This window comes from uncultured Dialister sp. (assembly GCA_900314595.1).
In the GTDB taxonomy this organism is placed as follows: domain Bacteria; phylum Bacillota; class Negativicutes; order Veillonellales; family Dialisteraceae; genus Dialister.
This window is the reverse complement of sequence record OMVW01000030.1, coordinates 1-19601: the sequence shown is the minus strand read 5'-3', so window position 1 is coordinate 19601 and position 19601 is coordinate 1. Positions and strand designations below refer to the sequence as shown.

The 19601-nt window shown below is 46.4% G+C and carries 17 protein-coding genes, 2 tRNA genes and 1 other RNA gene; 7 read left to right on the top strand and 13 right to left on the bottom strand.

Annotated features, from left to right (window positions below; all coding sequences use genetic code 11):
* Positions 1–131 precede the first annotated feature (131 nt).
* On the bottom strand, positions 132–1622 hold the full coding sequence (locus QZN42_RS07810) for a Na+/H+ antiporter NhaC family protein (protein WP_296956180.1): 1491 nt from the start codon (positions 1620–1622) through the stop codon (positions 132–134).
* Between the two features lie 179 nt (positions 1623–1801).
* Between QZN42_RS07810 and ffs the strand changes: the two genes are divergently transcribed.
* From ffs to QZN42_RS07785, 5 genes are all read left to right on the top strand, one after another.
* Positions 1802–2025: signal recognition particle sRNA large type (gene ffs, locus QZN42_RS07805), an RNA gene on the top strand.
* A gap of 82 nt (positions 2026–2107) precedes the next feature.
* Positions 2108–4114, top strand: a complete 2007-nt coding sequence (dnaX, locus tag QZN42_RS07800) for a DNA polymerase III subunit gamma/tau (protein ID WP_296956177.1) — start codon at positions 2108–2110, stop codon at positions 4112–4114.
* A gap of 41 nt (positions 4115–4155) precedes the next feature.
* Complete coding sequence (locus tag QZN42_RS07795; RefSeq protein WP_296956175.1) at positions 4156–4482, top strand: YbaB/EbfC family nucleoid-associated protein; 327 nt, start codon at positions 4156–4158, stop codon at positions 4480–4482.
* The gene (gene recR, locus QZN42_RS07790) at positions 4482–5072 is read left to right on the top strand and encodes a recombination mediator RecR (protein ID WP_296956172.1); all 591 of its coding nucleotides are present in this window, start codon (positions 4482–4484) and stop codon (positions 5070–5072) included. The genes QZN42_RS07795 and recR overlap by 1 nt, the downstream gene beginning before the upstream one ends.
* A gap of 73 nt (positions 5073–5145) precedes the next feature.
* A complete protein-coding gene (locus tag QZN42_RS07785) occupies positions 5146–5397 on the top strand; it encodes an ABC transporter permease (protein ID WP_296956168.1) in 252 nt (83 codons plus the stop codon).
* 104 nt (positions 5398–5501) lie between these two features.
* Here the strand turns inward: QZN42_RS07785 and QZN42_RS07780 are convergent, their stop codons facing one another.
* From QZN42_RS07780 to QZN42_RS07735, 10 genes are all read right to left on the bottom strand, one after another.
* Positions 5502–7388: an ABC-F family ATP-binding cassette domain-containing protein gene (locus tag QZN42_RS07780; RefSeq protein ID WP_296956166.1), complete on the bottom strand. Its 1887-nt coding sequence runs from the start codon at positions 7386–7388 to the stop codon at positions 5502–5504.
* A gap of 23 nt (positions 7389–7411) precedes the next feature.
* Positions 7412–8731 (bottom strand): type II secretion system protein GspD, encoded by a 1320-nt coding sequence (locus QZN42_RS07775; protein ID WP_296956164.1) that lies wholly within the window; start codon positions 8729–8731, stop codon positions 7412–7414.
* 89 nt (positions 8732–8820) lie between these two features.
* A complete protein-coding gene (locus tag QZN42_RS07770; protein WP_296956163.1) occupies positions 8821–9384 on the bottom strand; it encodes a hypothetical protein in 564 nt (187 codons plus the stop codon).
* A 39-nt stretch (positions 9385–9423) separates the two neighbouring features.
* The gene (locus QZN42_RS07765; protein WP_296956162.1) at positions 9424–11079 is read right to left on the bottom strand and encodes a hypothetical protein; all 1656 of its coding nucleotides are present in this window, start codon (positions 11077–11079) and stop codon (positions 9424–9426) included.
* Positions 11072–12280, bottom strand: coding sequence for a hypothetical protein (locus QZN42_RS07760; RefSeq protein WP_296956160.1), 1209 nt, complete (start codon positions 12278–12280; stop codon positions 11072–11074). The genes QZN42_RS07765 and QZN42_RS07760 overlap by 8 nt, the downstream gene beginning before the upstream one ends.
* Before the next feature lie 17 nt (positions 12281–12297).
* Entirely contained in the window at positions 12298–12747 is a 450-nt protein-coding gene (locus tag QZN42_RS07755) for a hypothetical protein (RefSeq protein WP_296956158.1), read from the bottom strand.
* 221 nt (positions 12748–12968) lie between these two features.
* On the bottom strand, positions 12969–14405 hold the full coding sequence (gene scfB / locus QZN42_RS07750) for a thioether cross-link-forming SCIFF peptide maturase (RefSeq protein WP_296956157.1): 1437 nt from the start codon (positions 14403–14405) through the stop codon (positions 12969–12971).
* A gap of 85 nt (positions 14406–14490) precedes the next feature.
* Positions 14491–14661 (bottom strand): six-cysteine ranthipeptide SCIFF, encoded by a 171-nt coding sequence (scfA, locus tag QZN42_RS07745; RefSeq protein WP_008860055.1) that lies wholly within the window; start codon positions 14659–14661, stop codon positions 14491–14493.
* Positions 14662–14789: 128 nt separating this feature from the next.
* Positions 14790–15491, bottom strand: a complete 702-nt coding sequence (locus QZN42_RS07740) for a hypothetical protein (RefSeq protein ID WP_296956156.1) — start codon at positions 15489–15491, stop codon at positions 14790–14792.
* 91 nt (positions 15492–15582) lie between these two features.
* Positions 15583–16917 (bottom strand): hypothetical protein, encoded by a 1335-nt coding sequence (locus tag QZN42_RS07735; RefSeq protein ID WP_296956154.1) that lies wholly within the window; start codon positions 16915–16917, stop codon positions 15583–15585.
* A gap of 163 nt (positions 16918–17080) precedes the next feature.
* On the opposite strand from QZN42_RS07735, the gene QZN42_RS07730 reads away from it, so the two are divergent.
* Both QZN42_RS07730 and QZN42_RS07725 read left to right on the top strand, forming a co-directional pair.
* Positions 17081–17157: transfer RNA gene (locus tag QZN42_RS07730), tRNA-Pro, on the top strand.
* Positions 17158–17164: 7 nt separating this feature from the next.
* Positions 17165–17238, top strand: a tRNA-Gly gene (locus QZN42_RS07725).
* Between the two features lie 160 nt (positions 17239–17398).
* Here QZN42_RS07725 and QZN42_RS07720 read toward each other — a convergent pair.
* Together QZN42_RS07720 and QZN42_RS07715 are read right to left on the bottom strand one after the other, a co-directional pair.
* Complete coding sequence (locus QZN42_RS07720; protein WP_296956152.1) at positions 17399–17785, bottom strand: (deoxy)nucleoside triphosphate pyrophosphohydrolase; 387 nt, start codon at positions 17783–17785, stop codon at positions 17399–17401.
* A gap of 224 nt (positions 17786–18009) precedes the next feature.
* Positions 18010–19224, bottom strand: a complete 1215-nt coding sequence (locus QZN42_RS07715) for an acetyl-CoA hydrolase/transferase C-terminal domain-containing protein (protein ID WP_296956150.1) — start codon at positions 19222–19224, stop codon at positions 18010–18012.
* Positions 19225–19601: the final 377 nt, after the last annotated feature.

Sequence of the window (19601 nt, the reverse complement as noted above, 5' to 3'; positions counted from 1 at the left end):
TCTATATCATGGGAGGTTTTTTGTTTAGTCTTTGGAAAATCACCGCTAAAGCTAATACTGAACCCCCGGACTATCCGGGGGTTTTCTTTACACAAAAAACTGCGGAGCCGGAGCTCCGCAGTTTTTACATTTTATTTTTCTGATTTAAATTTGAAGCAGAATGCCAGGATGAGAACCATACAGATAATGGCAGCCGCATCGCCGAAGATGCCGCTTCTGGTAATGCCGTCTACTGCATAGCCTGCTACACAGCTGATGGCTACCACAATAACATATGGAATCTGTGTAGATACATGATCAATATGATGACACTGAGCGCCCGCCGATGCCAGAATGGTGGTATCGGAAATCGGGGATACATGGTCGCCGCCCACTGCGCCTGCCAAAACGGCAGATACAGTCATGATCATGAGCTGGGTATCCGTCCCGACAACGGCCAGAACAATTGGAATCAGGATGCCGAAAGTGCCCCAGGAAGTACCGGTTGCAAAGGCAAGTCCGATCGCTACCAGGAAGAACAGCGCCGGAAGCATCATACCGATGGTAGAGCTGTTGGAAACGACAGAACCCACATAGCCGCCGATATTGAGATATTCCTTGCCTACAATACCGGAAAGAGTCCAGGCCAGGGACAGGATCATGATGGCGGAAGTCATCTGTTTGAAACCTTCCACGAAGCAGCTGCAGAAATTGGAGAAATCAAGAACTTTTCTTGGAATATACAGAACGAAAGTGAATACCAGTCCGATGAAAGAGCCAATGACCAGGCCTCTCGCAGATTCACAATTAGCAAAAGCGTCAGCTACACCTTTTCCTTCCAGGATACCGCCGGTATAAAGCATACCGAATATACATCCACCAATGAGAACAACCAGCGGAAGAATCAGGTCGATAATCTGTCCATTGCCTACAGGAGCACTTGATTCTTCATCCGCATATTCCGCCGGGATCACAAGGGTTCCTCCACTCTGCTTTTCATAAGCAGCCATACGGGAGAAATCTTTACCGGTCCAGATGATGATAATCATGAACAGCAGCGTCAGCCATGCATAAAGATTAAGTGGAATCGTTTCAAGGAAAAGAGCAAATCCATCAATCGCGCTGTCCTCAGGAAGTGAAGAAGTGACGGCAGCCGCCCAGCTCGAAACAGGAGCAATAATGCAGACCGGAGCGGCAGTCGCATCAATGACATAAGCCAGCTTTGCGCGAGTGACTTTAAAACGATCCGTTACCGGTCTCATAACCGTACCAACGGTCAGGCAGTTGAAATAATCGTCAATGAAAATCAGGACACCCAGCAGCATCGTGACGAAAAGGGCGCTTTTTTTGCTGCTGATCTTGCGTGCCGCATAATCACCATAAGCCCTGGAGGCACCGGATTTCTGAATGGCCGCCACCATAATGCCCAAAAGGACCAGGAATACCAGGATATATACGTTGGAACCCACCTTATCGGACATGATTTTGAACATCACATCGATTGCGCCGAGTATGCTGAACCCGGAAAACATGAGAGCCCCGATAAATATACCGATGGCAAGGGACATGTACACTTCTTTCGTAGCCAGCGCCAGTATAATCGTGACGACTGGCGGCACCAGAGACCAGATTGTTTCTGCCATATGCATCCATCCTCTCCTCTTAACCGGCAGGTTCTCCCCGCCTGCCTTTTTTATTTGTTTAATTATACATCAAATTAAAGGATGTGAAAATATGGAAATATAAAATTTCTGTATTTACAGTAAATATTCTGTTTCGGAACCGGTATCTCTATTCTGGTTTGTCCCGCTCCGAATGCAGGATTTAAAAATTTATTTTGCAAAATACACAAAATGATGTATAATATGATTCGTGGCTTTGCAGTACTGATTTATGGCAGTCTCCGGGCCCCGTGCAATGGAATCCCATGAACCCTGTCAGGTCCGAGAGGAAGCAGCAGTAAGTGGCCCTTTCCATGTGACACGGTGCATCCTGGAGGCTGTCATAAATGAGAACTGCAGGGCCTTTTTATTTTGTTATTTAAATATAGTATAATAATATTGTTGATAACAGATCCGGCGAGGGCATCTGTCTTCTCGCCTCTGTACTGCAATACAAGGGAGGATTCATGGCTTACCTTGCACTTTATAGAAAATGGCGTCCCCGAACTTTTACGGAAGTAGTGGGCCAGAAACATATTTCCATTCCCCTTGAGCGGGCTATCGAGCAGGACCGGCTGGCTCACGCCTACCTTTTCTCCGGCCCACGAGGCACCGGCAAGACCAGTATGGCCAAAATTCTGGCTAAAGCGGTAAACTGTCTTAACCCGCAGGGCGTCAACCCCTGCAACGAATGCAGGAGCTGCCGGGAAATAAACAATGGTTCTTCGCTTGACGTTTATGAAATCGATGCCGCTTCCAACAGAGGTATTGAAGAAATCCGGGCATTGAAGGAATCCGTACAAACCCTGCCGGCAGTCAGCCGAAAAAAAGTATACATTATCGACGAAGTCCATATGCTGACGAAGGAAGCTTTTAATGCTCTTCTGAAGACACTGGAAGAACCGCCTTCCCATGTTCTTTTCATTCTGGCCACCACGGAACCGGAAAAGATTCCTCTGACCATTCTTTCCCGCTGCCAGCGCTATGAATTCCATCGTATATCAGTTGAAGATATCAGGAATCACCTGCTTTATATTGCAAAAGAAAGCGGCCTCTCACTTACAGAAGAAGCTGCAGACCTCATCGCTGTTCGGGCAGACGGCGGACTCCGTGATGCTCTCTCCCTTCTGGACCAGTGCAGTTCCGCATCTGAATCCCGTAATCTGGATGCAAAAGAAGTGTATGAACTTCTGGGGCTCACCGGAAAAGACCGGATTTTGGAGCTTTCTCATCATATTTTCAACGGAAAGAGCAGTGAGACACTGGCCCTGTTCTATTCCATCCTTCAGGAAGGAAAAGAACCTTCTTCCATTCTCCAGGATCTTCTCGAACATTTCAGAAATCTCATGATCTGCAAGGTGAATCCAAAGGCACCGGAACTTTCTGCTTACGGCGAAAAAATCGATATTATCCGTTCTGATGCTTCCAGGCTGACAGAGCCCTATCTGGATTCTCTTTTTGATTATCTCCATCAATCCTTAAGTGAAGCAAAAAGAAGTTCTACTCCCCGTCTCAGTGCGGAAATGGGCCTGCTTCATCTCTGCCGTATCCGGGGATCGAGGGCTCTCGACTCTCTTGTCGAACGGGTGGAACAATTGGAAAAGGAAGTGGAATCTTTGAAAAAAGGAGTCCCTGTTCCTGTCCGCCAGATAATGCCCGGTCCCGGTTTGCCGGATTTCAACGCACCTCAAGCATCATTCACACCGGTCCCTACCGCTGCTCCTGTACCAAAGAAATCTGAGGCTTCCGGTTCACCTATTAAAAAGCCCTTAAAGGACGGCACTGAATCCCACTCTTCCAATATGCGGAATGCCCATAACCCTCCTGCGGATTCCAGGGCCATTCCTGCATCACCGGCGCCTTCTCCTGCAGTTAGTTCCATTCCTGCTCCGCAGACATCTACAAAAATTCCTGTCCCTGCAGGCAGAAGTAATATTATCGCTCAACCCAAAATTCCTGAAAATCCTGCTCCGGTACAGTCATCAACCCCGGGAGAAGAACTTGTCGACCCCTCTTCCTATACAGAATTATGGAAAAAAGTGCTCAGTTACTTTATGTCCATTCACCGCATTGATGTGTACACCTGTCTCATGAAGAGTACATTGATTTACTGCACCAGAACAAGAGCCATCGTTTCAGCGCCCCAGCAATTTCTTGTAATAGCAGGAAATAATAAATCCTATCAGAATGTAGCAGCTGAAGCCTTCAACAAAATAATCGGAGCCCCTGTCCGGATTCGTACGGTCCTCAAGGGTAGCGCAGAAGAGTCTGAAGCCTTTACCATGCTCAAAGCAGCCCGGAATACGCAAGCCTCCAGAGAATCAACTCAGGTACAGACGCCGATTCCCCAAACTTGTAAGGACGAGTACCGCCCTATAAACAGAGACCATATCCCGGACGTTGACAGAAATGACCCTTCTTTGAAGGAAGCCTTGAAAATCATGGCTGACTGTGATATATATGAAAAAGATTGATTTTATTCCGGCTTCGCCGGACCATTTAAGGAGGAACTAAAATGTTCGGAAATAAAGCGCAGATGCAGAATATGCTGAAAAAAGCCCGTAAGATGCAGGAGGAGCTGCAGAAGAAACAGGAAGCCCTGAAAAAGCAGACTGTTGATGTCTCAGTAGGCGGCGGTGCGGTAGCTCTTACCATGAACGGTGAAAAGCAGATCGTCTCCCTGAAGATTTCCAGGGACGCCATTGATCCGGAAGATCCGGAAATGCTGGAAGATCTCATCACCACGGCTGTCAATGAAGCAGGAAAGAAAGCCGATGAAATGGTTCAGAAGAGCATGAGCGAAGTCACCGGCGGCCTTGGTCTTCCCGGCGGAATGTTCTGATGGGAAAAGAACTTGAAGAAGTGGCCCGGCAGTTCAGGAAACTTCCGGGCATCGGGGTAAAAAGTGCCCGACGCCTTGCCTATTTCATGATGGAACGACCGGAAGAGGAAGTCAATGATTTCCTTGAGACCATCAGGAATGCACGCAGTAAGGTATGCTACTGCAGCCATTGCTGCAATCTGGCAGTTTCCGATCCCTGTGATATCTGCAGTGATGAAAGAAGAGACCACTCCATCATCTGCGTGGTAGAACAGCCCCAGGACGTAACCGCCATGGAGCAGAGCCAGGAATACCGCGGCCTTTATCATGTACTTCACGGTTCCCTGTCTCCTTTAGACGGCATAGGTCCCGAGCAGCTTAAAATCAAAGAACTCCTGAAACGGCTGGAATCGGATGAAGTGAAAGAAATCATCATTGCCACCGACCCGGATCCGGAAGGAGAAGCTACTGCAGTTTATCTTTCCCGTCTCATTAAACCGGCAGGTATCAAGGTCACCCGGATCGGCCGCGGAATCCCTGCAGGCGGAGCTATCGGCTATTCTGACGGCATGACCCTGGCGGGAGCCGTGGAAAACAGGAAAGAAATGTAAGAATGGAAAGGCTTTCCCCGAAGTCCTTCTTTTTAAAACATCTGCCAAAGGCAGCATTTTTCTGGAGGCACTTATGCTTGAATCTTTAGGAGCCCTCGGAGGCTATGGCATCACCAGTATCATCATTATCCTGATTGCCTTTTTCTTCTTTGTTCATGCGGTGAAAAAAGTAGTTGGAAACATCATTTGCGGCGGCATCCTTTTCTACCTGCTGAATACCCTCGGTATTACCCATATTACCTGGACTTTTACCAACGGTCTCATCGTAGCTCTCCTCGGCACACCGGGAACCATCCTCCTGGCGATTAGGGATCTCTTCTTTTAAACCATAACGACAAAAACAGTGGGAAATAATTTCATTTCCCACTGTTTTTTTATTGTCTCATTTCTTCAGAAACGGTCATCTTACTGACGGCTGAGCTCAATCTCTCATTCTGTCTTTGCTGCCAGCTCGTCCCACTGTTCATAAAGTTTATCCAGTTTTTTCTTTGCGTCTTCATATTCAGCAGCCAGTTCGGTATAGTTTTCCGGAGTCATACTCATCTGGACCGTATACATCTTGATAGTAGCCTCGAGGCGGCCGATTTCCATTTCCACATGAGAAAGTTTTGAAATATCGGCAGCAGACGGTTCATCTCTGGATGAAGATTTCTTTACATCCACCGGTTTTTCTATTTCCGGTTCTGCTTCCTTCTCAGGTTCTCCATTCCTGTCCTTCTCAAAATCTTCCAGATCTTTTTTCTTTTCTTTATAGTAGCTGTAATTACCAAGATACTCGGTCAGCTTCCCATTATCCATTTCCAGGATACGGGTAGCTATCTTGTCCAGGAAGTAGCGGTCATGAGAAACGACGAGGCAGGTGCCGCCAAAAGCCTGAATCGCATCCTCCATGATTTCTCTGGTAGGTATGTCCAGATGGTTCGTCGGTTCATCAAGGATGAGGAAATTCGGCTTTTCCAGGAAAAGGCAGAGAAGGGAAAGTCTGGCTTTTTCACCGCCGGAAAGCATACCCACATTTTTAAAGACATCATCCCCCCGGAAAAGGAACATGCCCAGGATATTTCTTGCCTCTTTTTCTCCAAAATTAAAAGTATCTCTTACCTCGTCAAGTACGGTGAGTTTGGGATGGAGCCTCTCCTGTTCCTGGGAATAATAACCCATTTTCACATTGCTTCCAAGCTGTATAAAGCCTGCATCCGTTTTTTTATCCCCGGTAATCATTTTCAGGAGTGTTGTCTTTCCGGTACCATTAGGACCGATCAGACCCACAGTCTCCCCTTTTTTGATATGCATGGAAAGATTGCGGAAAAGGATGTTATCCCCGTAAGAACCTTCCACGCGAAGTATATCAAGCACCTTTTCCGCACACTCCTGCGGCGGATCAAAGTGAAACCGGAGCGTTGCCTGATGAACCGGTTTTTCCAGCCTTTCCAGACGGTTCAACTGGGACTGTCTGCCTCTGGCCTGTTTTGCCTTGATACCTGCCTTGTAACGCCGGATATATTCTTCCGTTTCCTTGATATGCTCCTGCTGAAGGTTGTAAGCTTTCTCATACGCCTTATCCTGGTTTGTCTTTGTCTCCAGATACCTGGTATAACCACCCCTGAATGTACGGATATGATGATTTTCCAGATCGATGATGCCCGTAGCCGCCCCATCCAGAAAATAGCGATCATGGGAAATCATCAGAATGCCTCCCTTATAGGAGCGCAGATAATCTTCCAGCCATTCAAGCATATTCATATCCAGATGATTTGTAGGTTCGTCAAGAAGAAGAAAATCCGGATGACGAACAAATGCGGCAGCCAGGTTGATTCTGACTTTCTGCCCGCCTGAGAAGGAATGAATATCCCGATCCCAGTCTTCGTTGGAAAATCCCAGACCGGTCAGTATTTTCCTTGTAGTGGACTCATAATCATATCCACCCAGAAATTCAAATCGTTCTTCTGCCCTGCCATAGGCTGATACCAGGGCTTCATCATTTTTATTTTTAGAAAGTTCCCGGGTAAGGTCTTCAATCTTATCTTTATAATAAAGTACATCCTTCCAGGCATATTCCATTTCTTCCCGAATAGTGCGACTCGAATAATTGAAATCCTGCCTCAGATAACCGATAATAGCCCCGTCACTTGCCTTGACAGAACCCTTATCATATTCCTCAGTTCCCATGATGCACTTTAAAAGAGTGGTCTTGCCGGCACCATTGGCGCCAACAAGGCCGATTCTTTCACCACTTCTCACCTCAAAGGAAACGTTTTCAAATACTGTTTTAATTCCAAAGGATTTAGACAATCCGGTTATTTTTAAAATTGACATATCAGTTCGATTTCCCTGCCGTTTTATTTTACAAGTTCCGCTTTAATGATAATAATTATTTCTGATTCCTCTGTACTTGTTCCATGGCTTTGGAAGAGTTTCCCCAGAATCGGAATATCACCAAGAATAGGCACTTTGCGGAATGTTTTTGATTCTTCTTTATCGATAAGTCCTCCAATGGTAAGCATGTCTCCCGATTTCAGACGCACCATGGTATTAGCCGAGCGGGTAATAATGCGGTATGCCTTCATCTCAGGCACAAGATAAGGTGTAGCCACTTCTGCCTGCACATCCGCCGTGATTTCCTCTTTCCGGCTGATAATAGGCGTGTAAGTGAGCTTGATACCTGCATCCTTATATTCAGTGGCAGTCGTCTTGACCCCGTTTTCCAGATGCTCTACGATAACAGGGATACGGCTTCCAATCAGGATTTCCGCCTTCCTTCCATTCATAGTCACCACATTGGGCCTTGCCAGTACCTTCGCTTTTCCTTTCGTAACCAGCGCATTCAACTTTGCCTGAAAGAAGAAAGTATAAGGATGCCCCGCAATAGAACGACCGTATGAGATACCGGCATAACCATCAGGAATATCTATATCCCATCCGCTCTGCTCCACATTGCGGACTCTGGGATTTCCATCTTCATCATAACGGATATTTCCTTCATCATCTGTGACATAGCGCTGCTCACTCCAGCTGTCCCTTTCATAGCTGGCGCTGCCCGTAAGACTTCTGAAATCCCAGTCAATGCCAAGCTCTCTGGCATAGCTTTTATTAACGGCTACAACTTCCGCCTCTACCTTTACCTGTTTTTCCGGAACGTCCAGAAGGGAAATCAGACTTTCTGCCTGCATCAGCTCCGCAGGTGTACCACTGACAAGGACAGTATTGGAAGAAGGGCTGAAAGTAACCTTGCCCTTCTCTGAAATATTCTTCAGGCCCTCAGCCACTTCCCGGGCCTCTGCATAAGAAAGACGAAAAGCTCTGGTGGAAATACCGGCATCTTTTTCCAGTTTATGATTGAATACAATCATCGTATTTCCTTCTGTCCTGGCTGAAAGGCCGCAGGATGCCAGAATAGATGAGACGGCCTCTTCCGGAGTCACATGATCCAGGCTTGCAGTTACGGTCTCATTCAAATGGCCGGAGAAAATGAGGTTTTTCCCTGTCAGGTCCGCAAGGCTCCTCAAGACTTCTTCTGCCGGCGCATGAATCACATGAAGGGAAAATTCGCCTCTTTTTTCCTGTTCTTTGATTTCAACCGCCGATTGGGCAGTTTCAGCTTCAGGCAGACGGGAAAGCTCTTCCTTAACCGTCTCATGGACAGGTGAATCGATATCCATTTCGGCCCTTCGCCCCTCTTCAGCCTCTGCAGCACAAAGACCGGTGGAGAAAAATACGGCGCAGAAAAGAGCGATACCCGCTCTCTTAATTAGCGGGTACCAAGCTCCAGCGTGCCCTGGGCGCCGGTGAGTATGATATTTTTCTCTCCTATATGGGAAACAGTCCATAGACCTGCCCTTTCTCCTTCTTTAACCACCATGGACATTCCGTCTATTTCCAAAATGGCCCTGCGGTCATCCCTGTAGGCTAAAATACCCTTCAACACGGGAATATCGGAATGCTTCTTTTCTGCAGTCCGGATTTTCCCCAAACGGTCATCTCCCGGAGCAGATGCCTTCCCGGCAGGAGCCCCAGAAATTCCTTTAGAATACGCTTTCTTTTCCTGAGCCATGGCTTTAGCTATGGCCTCAGCATGAAATGGATCTGCCAGCGGTTTTGCACGGCGGTAACGAGCCGCATCATATTTCATGACAGGCCCGCTTTCCTCATTAAAATCTGCTTTTGATTCTTTCACTGAAACTGCCTGTTGAGGAGCAGCCTCTTTTTCCGGCAGAAGTTTCCGGGCAGTTCCCTCTCCGGTAAATCCCCAGATAATAAGGATTGCTGCAATTGTGCCGGCAGCCGGTATAATCCATTTCCCCTTCAGTTCCATAGGAATCCACCTTCGTGAGTGCCGGCCTCTCCTGCCGGATTAGAATTTGAAATCCTTAGGCATAATCATAAATTTGGTTTCATGTTCAATATCGTCATACCGGATCCAGGCATAGAAAGAATGCATGTCTCTGTAGTAGGTCCAGTAACGATGATCCAGATGTCCATCCACTGTATCGATGGTCCAGGATAAACTGAACGCATCCATATGAGTGGCCTGCCAGCGGAATCCAAGCCCCAGTGGCTTTTCACTGCTGTAAGAATCGTAGCGATACCGGGTATAGCCTTTGATATCCCGGTCAGTGTAATTCACCCACGCACGAATCGGTCCATAACCGCCGGAAAGCCCAAGTGAATAGTACCCGTTACGGCGAACATTACTCTTTTCCCGATGACCTTTATACCAGAAATAATCATCGAAACTGTAATAATCCTTCGCATAACCTGCTTTCCAGCTGAAATTCACAAATTTACCAAGTTTCCATGGATTACTGGAAATGTAGGCATCAAAGCCTTTGTAGGTTCCTTTGGGATGACGCCTTCCCTGGTCTTCATCCCATTTGGCAATTTCCCCATAGGCGCCCACATAGAATCGGGAACCGAAGAGGTAGAAATGCCTGGTATCGAAGGAAAAGGCCGGTTTTTTCTTTACCCAGATACCGCCATCATCATTGGTCGTACTTTCCTGTTCAGCATAGAAGAATTTAGCCGTACCGAGAGGTGTACGATAACGAATACCCATATCGGGCTTGTATCCGGATTTTGTATACCAACGATTTTTCAGATAAATTTCCAGGTCCGGATCTCCACCCAAAGGAATATGCAGTTCGTTATGAAGGCCAAAACCATTATCAGAATCAAATACCGGCCGGGGAATAAGAGACCACAGGCTTATAGCTCCCTCATCATGAACAAGAGACCCGCTATAGCTGGCAAGGGTAATGAGGGTGGTATTTTTCGCCATCAATTTCACGTTGTGGGCTGTATAATGATCACCGGGATAAATATCGATGGAATCAGCTTCGATCCGATAGTCCGGAACTTTTGCCACAGCATGTTTCGTGGTGAAGTAACCATTCTGCACCAGAATTTTATTATCATTTCGATCATAAACACCGGCACTGCCCTTGAAGTAATAGGTATTGGAATCCCACCCATCTAAATTTTCGAAATGGCCTATTCCTTTGGCTGCATCATAATCAGCCCTGGCTGCCTTCATTTTAGTAGTGGGATTAACCCATTTCAATTCACCCGGAATCACATATTTCTGGGCAAGGGTATTGCCATAGACGTATTCCGTCTGATAATTATCCATCATATGACGTATAATCACCCGGCCCATGGCATCCACATCACCGGTAGCATCATTGTAATGCATGCGGTCTGCAGTTACATAAAGAGGATTTTGGGCGGAAATACCGTTGCTCTCTGCTTCTCCATCCTTCCCCTTCTTTTTGGGTGCCTTTTTCTTTGGTTTTGCAGCAGAAGACGTGGAAGACTGAGCAATGACCATGACGCCCTTATCCGCTTCTTCCAGTTCTTCCCTGTCCTTTTCCTCCTCCGCATCCAGCATGTTGTATTTAAGAGCTTCTTCAGGGCTCATTTCAGCAAGCTGAGTCGGCCTTGCCTCTGCCGGAAATGCGAGGATGCCTGCCAGTACAAAAGGTACGAGCAGTTTGATTGATGTCTTAGTCATTTCTCACGATCACTACGGACGGTTCTTCATTTACGGAAGAATCACTGCCTGCAGTGCCCTTTTCTTCTGAACTCTTTTCACGGACTGCCTCCAGTTCCGCCTTGGCTTTTTCATTCAGGCTGCCGGTTTTTGCAGAAGTTTCCTTCACTGCTTCTCCGGCTGTTTCTTTAATCGTGGTTCCTTCTTCTTCAATTTTGTTATCTGCTGCTGAAGCGGCAGTGGTTTCGTTATTTGCGACAGCGCTTCTGGAAATACGTTTGCGGATGACCGCATTAGGAGCACCATTGGTGAGTACGAGGCCTTTTGTAGTGACAGCCTCCTGCGTTTCAATATAGAGATTGGTGCCAGCCGGTAGACTTACATCCTTGCCTTTGACAAAGAAACCGCCGACAAGGCCGATTGGTCCCAGAGCCAGGGCGCCAATGGTAGAAGCACCTACAGCAGCTGCTTCCATCTTCAATTTTTCCTTTGCTTCAGGTCCAAGCACGGTCGGGATAGCTTCATCATCCATGGAGAATACCTGGTCAAAGGATATATCCAGTGCTGCAGAACGGCCAAAACTCTTCGGCTGGGTAACCTTTGTCACCACGCCGCTGCCCTGAGAGCCCCTTGGCAGGACCAGCACATCTCCTACCATTACGTCTTCCTGTACCGTGAAGGTCACCGGATCACCAACTTCATTAGTCTTGCTGCTTACATCATCATTGAGAGAAATCTTGAATACCGTATCCGCCGGAAGTTCCACACTCTTCATTTCATAATGCTGGTCACCATAAACTGACTTTTCCAGATTGGATACACGCTGGTCCAGGGCACCGGTTTTGGCACTTCCATATACCTTTGTTTCCAGCTCGCCAACTCTCGTATTTACACCATCTGTTTTAATCTCATCAGTCAGATAATATTCCATGGCATTAATTCTGGTGGAAATAGAAGGAGTGGCATCATTATCATTCTTTACCACATCTATATACAGATTGGTAATACGGTCATCCAGTCCATTGGCTGAGGTATTTCCATTACCATAAATCACATTGTCTGCCCGGTCCACACGGTTCAAGAGAGACCCATTCTGGGCCGTGCCATAAATCACTTCATCCACCCGGTCGATGCGCTCAGAAAGAGTAACCGGTTCTTCTGCAAATGCAGGCATAGTCAGTAACAGAGAAATTCCCGCTGCCAGTAAAGCTTTTTTCATCATACAATCATCCCCCAGAATTACACTTTAACATCAATCACCGCAGATACACCGACACCCTGTACACGAGAGAATGAGGTCGTCGGATTTTTACTGTCTATAGGAATAAGGCCCTTAATCCGGAATAATTTGTCATTCCAGCTGATTTCAAGCTGTCCTACAGCCTGTACCTTTTCCACCTGATCGGCATCACCTATAACTTGTGCTGCTCCGATATAACCATTATTTCCGATACTGATGATTGGTACCACCTTGGTGGCATAATTCGTACCGGCCCCTTCTTTCATCATGACAGAATTGATGGCACTGTTAATGGATTCTCCATATTTATCTACAAGGAATCCGATACCGCCCACCTTGACCACCCCGCCAAGTACGCTCCCAAAATTGAAAGCATTTGACTGAAGAATTCCGCCGGATCCAATGAGGCAGGCTGCTATTGCACAGACTGCCATTCTTTTCAATTTCATCAAAGAATCCTCCTTTTATGAAAATCCTTCTGCTGAACATCAAATCTACCGGTGATGCCGGGCAGAAAAGGATAACAAAATTAAGGCATTCTCTTTCCTTGTTTCTGCCGACAATTATTCCATATTAATTTTGCATACACCTAATAATATTATAAATTAAAAGAGGCCTCTGTGCAAACAGAAACCCCTTTTTCATCGGGATATATGAACTTATTCCAATTTTATTTCTGACTCTCTGCCGCTTCCCGTTTTGCCTCATAAGTTCCGGGCTGAGCCATGACTTTTGGCTTTCTGAGCTGGTTATAGGCCTGGATCATCATGGCACATTCCACGCGCTTTTTCTGGATTTCGCAAGTGATTTCATAAGGCTTGTGGATATCGCCGGCAAAGGCTTCGTTATTCGCATGACATCCGCCGGAGCAGAAGAATTTTGCCCAGCAGTTTACACATTCCGGCTTGGTAAAAACATGATTGGTGCGGAAATCGTGCATCATTTTCATGTTTTTTAATCCTTCATAGACATTGCCCAGCACATAGCCATCACGACCAACAAACTGGTGGCAGGGATAAATATCTCCGTTAGGCACGACTGCCAGGTATTCATGGCCGGCCCCGCAGCCCCGGAGCCGCTTCGGCAGGCATGGTCCCTTCCAGAGATCCATATTGAAATGGAAGAAGAAGAAAGGTCTCCCCTCTTCCTCTCTCTGAATGAAAAGCTTTGCCAGACGGTCATATTCTTCCTTCACCCGGGGCAGGTCTTTCTCCGTAATGGAATATTCCGCAGTATCCTCTCCCACTACCGGTTCCATGGAAACTGCAGGGAATCCATGATTGAGCATATCCTCCACATCAGTTGTGAAGTCAAGATTATATTTTGTAAAAGTGCCGCGGACATAATATTCCTCTCCATTCCTGTGGGCTACACAATACTGGAGATTTTTCACAATCTGGTCATAAGTACCATCACCATTTACATCAGGACGCATGCGGTCATGCATTTCCTTTCTGCCGTCCAGAGAAAGAATGAGGCTGATATGATTGTCGGTCAGGTATTTCACTTTTTCCTTGTCCAGCAGCATGCCGTTGGTGGTGAGGGACATTTTGATTTTCTTGTGATGTTTCTTTTCCTGTTTATGGACATAATCAATGGTCTGCTGCACCACATGCCAGTTCATGAGGGGTTCTCCGCCGAAGAAATCGAGTTCGCAGTGTTCCCGGGGCCCGCTGTGGGCGATGAGGAAATCGACTCCTCTCCGGGCCACATCAAAAGGCATGAGCATACGCCACTGACCATAGCCGCCCTGGCCTGCAAAACAGTACTTACACCGGAGATTGCAGTCATGAGCGATATTCAGGCACAGGGCCTTAATAATCGGCCGGTCTTCGATGGCCATCTGGTAATTGGGGTCCATGGGTGCGAAAAGGGTTTCCTTCCGGATGAGTTCATCGAGATCATCCATGACCTCATTCAGCTCTTTTTGCTCATAGTCCTTTGAAAGATTGGCAAGAACCATGTCCCGGTTTTTGCCATTGTAAAATTCCAGGACCTTATATGTCACGTCATCTACCACATGAACGATACCGCTGTTCACATCCATAACGATATTCATGCCGTTCTGACGGAAACGATGAATCATGGGCTTTACATGATAATCCATGAAATACTCCTTTAATGAGCAACGCTCAACAATCATAAAGCATATAAAAACCCCCGGCCACTGGGCCGGGGGTCTGGCCGTGCGATCAGGCTCTCTTTGCTTCCTTGGCTTCTTCCTGTGTAGTGCAGATCAGATTGCCAATGGTGCAGCTTGTCTTGCAGGCAGACTGGCAGGAAGTCTGACATTCACTGCAGCCTTCGAACTTGATGGAGTCCTGCAGAGAAGACTGATTGATTGTAACGATGTGTTTGGACATAATGTCACCTCCCTGAAAAACATGATTTATGCTGAAATAATCATACCATAGAAAAGAGGGGAAATACAAGTCAATTCTGGTTCTCTGTGAAATTTTATGACTTTCCCTGCAATGATAAAACTCAGGAATCACAGAATCTGAGTGAGTCCGTAAATAGCGCCGATGGGAATGACAGTCAATGCCACGAGAGCGCCCAGACAGCCATTCTTTTTGCCGTGAACAGCAAACCAGTCATCAGCAATACGGTTCATTTCCTTATATTCCCGCTCCAGCCCCTGGATAATACGCCACAGTTCCCGGCAATCCTCTTCCGTAAGCGTTTCATCATCCGACCGGGCTATGGGCGTTTCTTTTTCTCTTGCCCGTTCTTCCTCTTCCTGCTTCGCTTTTTCTTCGGCTTCTTTCATCTGGCCCTTGATATGAGAACGCCAGTCTGCCGATTCTTCCTCTTTCTTTTCCTTTTCTTCCTCTTCGCGCTTCCGGGCTTCTTCCTCTTTTTTCTTTTCCTCTTCGAAATGACCCGATTCTTCCCCCTGATCCACTGCCTTCAGAAGCTCATCCTTCAGATTCTGGAGATCTTCCGTATATTTATGGGTAGCCGCATCCCAGAGAGTATAGTCCAGTTTCTTCTTCATATCATACATGGTACCGGAAGTAGCCTGCTGAAAAAGAAACTGGGTATTATCCATATCTGCGAAAATTTCTCCTACCCTTCCCTTGTGCTTGAATTTGGACTTGCCCACTTTTACGAAATAGAAGAATGTGCCGATGTGGGACCGAAGATTGCCCATAGGGCTGTCTTTTTCATGTTTTTTATCAAAAAATCCCATGGAAACTCCTTATTGAAAAATCTTTTCCGGATAACAACCAATTATTTAATCATTATAAAGTATTTTAATGGCCGTAGCAAAGGTAAATCCATTACCACAGCGCTTCATATCCATTGTCAAATATTGCGATTCCCACACCCATGGATTTCATGAGCGGCGAGACGTAAGGCATATCTCTTAAGAAGAAATCTGTTTCCCGGCTTCCTTTTTTTAGAAGCAGTCTTCCTTCGAGAAGCGAGTCTCCAGAAAGTTTTAATTCCTTTAAAAGTTTGCCCCCATCGATAAGGGAAATATGGGTGTAAAGGCGGAGCACTGCTCCAAGGAGAGTATCTCCCGATTCCGGTGTTTCTACAATTCTGAGCAGCGACGATGCCCCCTCAGGGCTTTTAAATGAATCATAAAGGAGGAGTGCCGGCCGTCCAATCTGCTGCTGGCGGCTCCCCAGTATCAGCAGATCATAAGGAAGCACTCTGCCGAATGGCGGAAATACTTTCTGATTTCTTACAGCCCTGAACACTTCATTCTTCATCATCATTTCCGCACGCTTTCCCCCTATCAGGCGATATCCGCCATGCGGAAAATGAATCCACAAATCACGATTGGCGGAAAACCATTCCGCCAGCACCTTCGCATAAGGTTCTCCGGTATCAGACGTAACACCGGGACGATAAATGTAATCTTTCCGATAGAGCACTTCAGGATGAAGGCTATCCTTCTCCACTAAGGAAAGAAGCTCCTTTCTGGAAAGCTGTCCCGGTGAAGAAAGACCGGGATTAACCGGGGTCAGGTATGAGCCATGGAATAGATAAAATTCCGACACTCCCAGAATGGCAGAAAGCCGTTTTCTCGCCATAGGCACCTCGTCTTTTTCAGCTATTCCATAACGTTCATTTGAGGCCCCCGTAAAAAGAAACGCCGCTTCAATCCGCAAAGGCCCCGGAAGTCCCAGTGCCTTAGAGAGAATCATCGGATCAACCGCTTTCTTCAGGCTCCATAGTCTAAGCATCCGGGAAAGAGGCGTCTCATCAGTACCTGCCGGTTCCATAAAATAAAGAGTCAGCCTTTTCCCTGACCGGTCAATTACTGAAAACGAAAAACGATTCTCCCTCACGCCACCCGTCAGAATGACTGTCATGTCCAATGCAATACCGCGGGCAAACGTGCCCTGTGCCAGGATAGAAGACACCAGGCGGTTTCCGGATTCAGACGCCCGCTTGATCACTGTCCTTACGGGAGATAAGCCGATATCTGCCCCTTTCAGCTCCTTAACATGGTCCAGCAGGTAAGGAAGAATGATTGATTCATAAGTTTTCTCTGTATCTGTCGTTATACCGTCTCTTGCGACATACTCTTTTCTGAAAAGCAGATCGGGATGACCTATATCCTTTTCCAGAGCTTCCAGTAATGATGCTTCTGTATATTCCATGACTGCCTCCTGATTGTATTTATATTATCACATGCATTAGAGAGGTGCACATGTTTTTCGATGGATTCTCAAAATCCTTTCTCCGTGAAAATGGATATCCTGTAAAAACTTAAAAAAAACATTTGACATATCAGAAAACTGATGATATACTTATCTACGTTGTCGGGGCATAGCGCAGTTTGGTAGCGCACTTGGTTCGGGACCAAGGGGTCGCAGGTTCAAATCCTGCTGCTCCGACCATTACTTTGCGGGTGTAGCTCAATGGTAGAGCGCCAGCCTTCCAAGCTGGTTACGAGGGTTCGATTCCCTTCACCCGCTCCATTTTTTATACCATAAAAAATAAAGGGCATCTTCGGAGAAATCCGATAATGCCCTTTTTCGCTTCTAATGACAAGAAATATTTCCTGAAAGGAATCACTGATTCAGTAAAACAATCGTCTCGAACCTTGGAAATACAATAAATGACATCCAATGTTATTTATTATTTCATTTTCCTGTAAACATCCACCGCTTCCAGATCCGCCGAAAGCCAGGCGACAGATTGCAGTTGATCTTTGGTCAGCCATTTGGCCGCTTCATGTTCTTTCAAAATCAATTGTCCTGATTTCAGGGTACAGAGAAAACACATCATGGAAATATGGAATTTCGGATAATCACAATCCACCACGGTCAATAATCTTCCAACTTCAATTTCCGCCTCCAGTTCTTCCCGGATTTCCCGTTTCAGAGCTTCCTCCGGTGTTTCACCGGCCTTCACCTTCCCGCCCGGGAATTCCCAGCCATCCTTAAATTCACCATAGCCCCGCTGTGTGGCAAAGACACGGTCTTCATCCTGTATGACTGCTGCCACTACATGAATTGTTTTCATCAGTTTCCTTTCATCAAATATGATAAACTTCCGGAGCAGGCATAAAGGAGATAATGCCCCGGTCTTAATTTTACTTGCCTTTATTAAATTGTATCATAAGCTTTCTGAGCTTCAATAATGTCCTGCATGCAGGAAAAACATGGCATATGAAAAGCAGCATTTCCATGATACAGGAAATGCTGCTTTTCATATAAAAGAGGAGGTTATCCGGTTTAACTTGATCCTTAACGATTTATCTTTCTCCAGATTCCCTGCTTTTCTGCATGGCGGACAAGTTCATCATAAAAAATCGGATTGGCAATACCAATCAATGCTTCCGCCCTTTCCCAGGTGGACATGCCTTTTAAATTTACAGCTCCATACTCTGTCACTACATACATGGTATTCGGTCTGGCCTCTGTCACAGCCGTACCGTCCGGAAGATGTGGCACAATCCGGCTGTGGGGTACGCCATTTTTATCTGTATAGGTGGATGAGCAGCAGATAAAACTCCTGCCTCCTTTAGAAAGATAGGCGCCCAGAACAAAATCCTGCTGTCCGCCGGCGCCGCTGATCTGTCTGAAGCCGCTGCTTTCTGCACTGACCTGTCCGTAAAGATCCACTTCTATGGCTCCGCAGATAAAGGCAAAATGATCAATGGAAGAAATTGTCCGGATATCATTAACGTAGTCAATAGGTGCCGTCATGCACTCCCTGTTATTATCCAGATACTCATAAAGCTTCCTGCTTCCCGCGGCGAAAGAGAAAACCTGGCGTCCTCTGTCGATATTTTTATATTTCCCCGTAATTTTCCCTGCCAAAGCAAGGTCTACGAATCCATCCACATACATTTCGCTATTCACGCCAAAATCTTTCAAATCGCTTTGTGCTATAAGAGAGCCTACCGCATTAGGCATAGCGCCTATGCCCAGCTGCAGGCATTCGCCTCCGTGGAGTAAAGATACAACATTTTTAGCTACTGCACAATCCACATCATTGAAAGGCTTGGCCAAAAGTTCAGTAACGACTGCAGCCAGGTGAGAACAGCTGGGGCCAAAATTGAAATTGCCATTTTTATCCATAGGAGTCACCTGAAACATGGCCACTGCGCAGGGTGCAAGATTTTCTCTGTACAGACGGGGCAGTTCGGAATAGCGCAGGGGAATATAATAGCACATCCCCATTTTCTGCATCTTCCGTTCATCCCCCATTATAGCCCAGCTGTGCCAGGTAAAATGCTTTGGCGCATCAGGAACTTTCGCTATTTCAGGAAGCCAGAGAGCATTCATCCCGCGAATTTTCACATCGAAAAGTTCTTCTGACCTCGCAGCAAGAGCCCGATCCAAGGCCTTCGGATGAATGGCACTGACCCCATAATCCACCCAGTCTCCGCTTTTAATGCATTTCACGGCCTCCTCCGGTGTGGTCAGTTTATTTCTGTATTCCTGCTGATAATCCATAAGATGACCTCCGCCCGTATCTTATCAAAATATTTCTATTCACCTCCATCATCATATGGTAGCAGGGTAAACAAAACGAGTATCGACAGCTATTTTGCATCTGTTTTAACTGATTGAAACCCAATCCCTATATACTGTATAATCAGAAATATATTTTTGAAATTAGAATTATATATTTTTATTCTCTCTAATTCCACAAAGCGAGAATACAGAAAAACTTGGGGGAAAACCTGGGGGAACGCAGGACATTTTTGTTTAGTCTCCATATAAGCATGCCAAAATAAAAAGCCCCCGAAAGCCGATATAATCGAGCTTCTCGGAGACTTTATCTTTGGAGCCAGCAACAAGACTTGAACTTGCGACCCACGCATTACGAA

Excerpts from the sequence above, each read along its gene's own strand:
- QZN42_RS07715 (WP_296956150.1), bottom strand. The coding sequence starts at position 19,224 with ATGGATTATCAGCAGGAATACAGAAATAAACTGACCACACCGGAGGAG.
- QZN42_RS07755 (WP_296956158.1), bottom strand. The coding sequence starts at position 12,747 with ATGAAATTGAAAAGAATGGCAGTCTGTGCAATAGCAGCCTGCCTCATT.
- QZN42_RS07765 (WP_296956162.1), bottom strand. The coding sequence starts at position 11,079 with ATGACTAAGACATCAATCAAACTGCTCGTACCTTTTGTACTGGCAGGC.
- dnaX (WP_296956177.1), top strand. The coding sequence starts at position 2,108 with ATGGCTTACCTTGCACTTTATAGAAAATGGCGTCCCCGAACTTTTACG.
- QZN42_RS07795 (WP_296956175.1), top strand. The coding sequence starts at position 4,156 with ATGTTCGGAAATAAAGCGCAGATGCAGAATATGCTGAAAAAAGCCCGT.
- QZN42_RS07775 (WP_296956164.1), bottom strand. The coding sequence starts at position 8,731 with ATGGATATCGATTCACCTGTCCATGAGACGGTTAAGGAAGAGCTTTCC.
- scfB (WP_296956157.1), bottom strand. The coding sequence starts at position 14,405 with ATGGATTATCATGTAAAGCCCATGATTCATCGTTTCCGTCAGAACGGC.
- QZN42_RS07760 (WP_296956160.1), bottom strand. The coding sequence starts at position 12,280 with ATGATGAAAAAAGCTTTACTGGCAGCGGGAATTTCTCTGTTACTGACT.
- recR (WP_296956172.1), top strand. The coding sequence starts at position 4,482 with ATGGGAAAAGAACTTGAAGAAGTGGCCCGGCAGTTCAGGAAACTTCCG.
- QZN42_RS07810 (WP_296956180.1), bottom strand. The coding sequence starts at position 1,622 with ATGGCAGAAACAATCTGGTCTCTGGTGCCGCCAGTCGTCACGATTATA.
- QZN42_RS07740 (WP_296956156.1), bottom strand. The coding sequence starts at position 15,491 with ATGGGATTTTTTGATAAAAAACATGAAAAAGACAGCCCTATGGGCAAT.
- QZN42_RS07720 (WP_296956152.1), bottom strand. The coding sequence starts at position 17,785 with ATGAAAACAATTCATGTAGTGGCAGCAGTCATACAGGATGAAGACCGT.
- scfA (WP_008860055.1), bottom strand. The coding sequence starts at position 14,661 with ATGTCCAAACACATCGTTACAATCAATCAGTCTTCTCTGCAGGACTCC.
- QZN42_RS07770 (WP_296956163.1), bottom strand. The coding sequence starts at position 9,384 with ATGGAACTGAAGGGGAAATGGATTATACCGGCTGCCGGCACAATTGCA.
- QZN42_RS07735 (WP_296956154.1), bottom strand. The coding sequence starts at position 16,917 with ATGGAATATACAGAAGCATCATTACTGGAAGCTCTGGAAAAGGATATA.
- QZN42_RS07785 (WP_296956168.1), top strand. The coding sequence starts at position 5,146 with ATGCTTGAATCTTTAGGAGCCCTCGGAGGCTATGGCATCACCAGTATC.
- QZN42_RS07780 (WP_296956166.1), bottom strand. The coding sequence starts at position 7,388 with ATGTCAATTTTAAAAATAACCGGATTGTCTAAATCCTTTGGAATTAAA.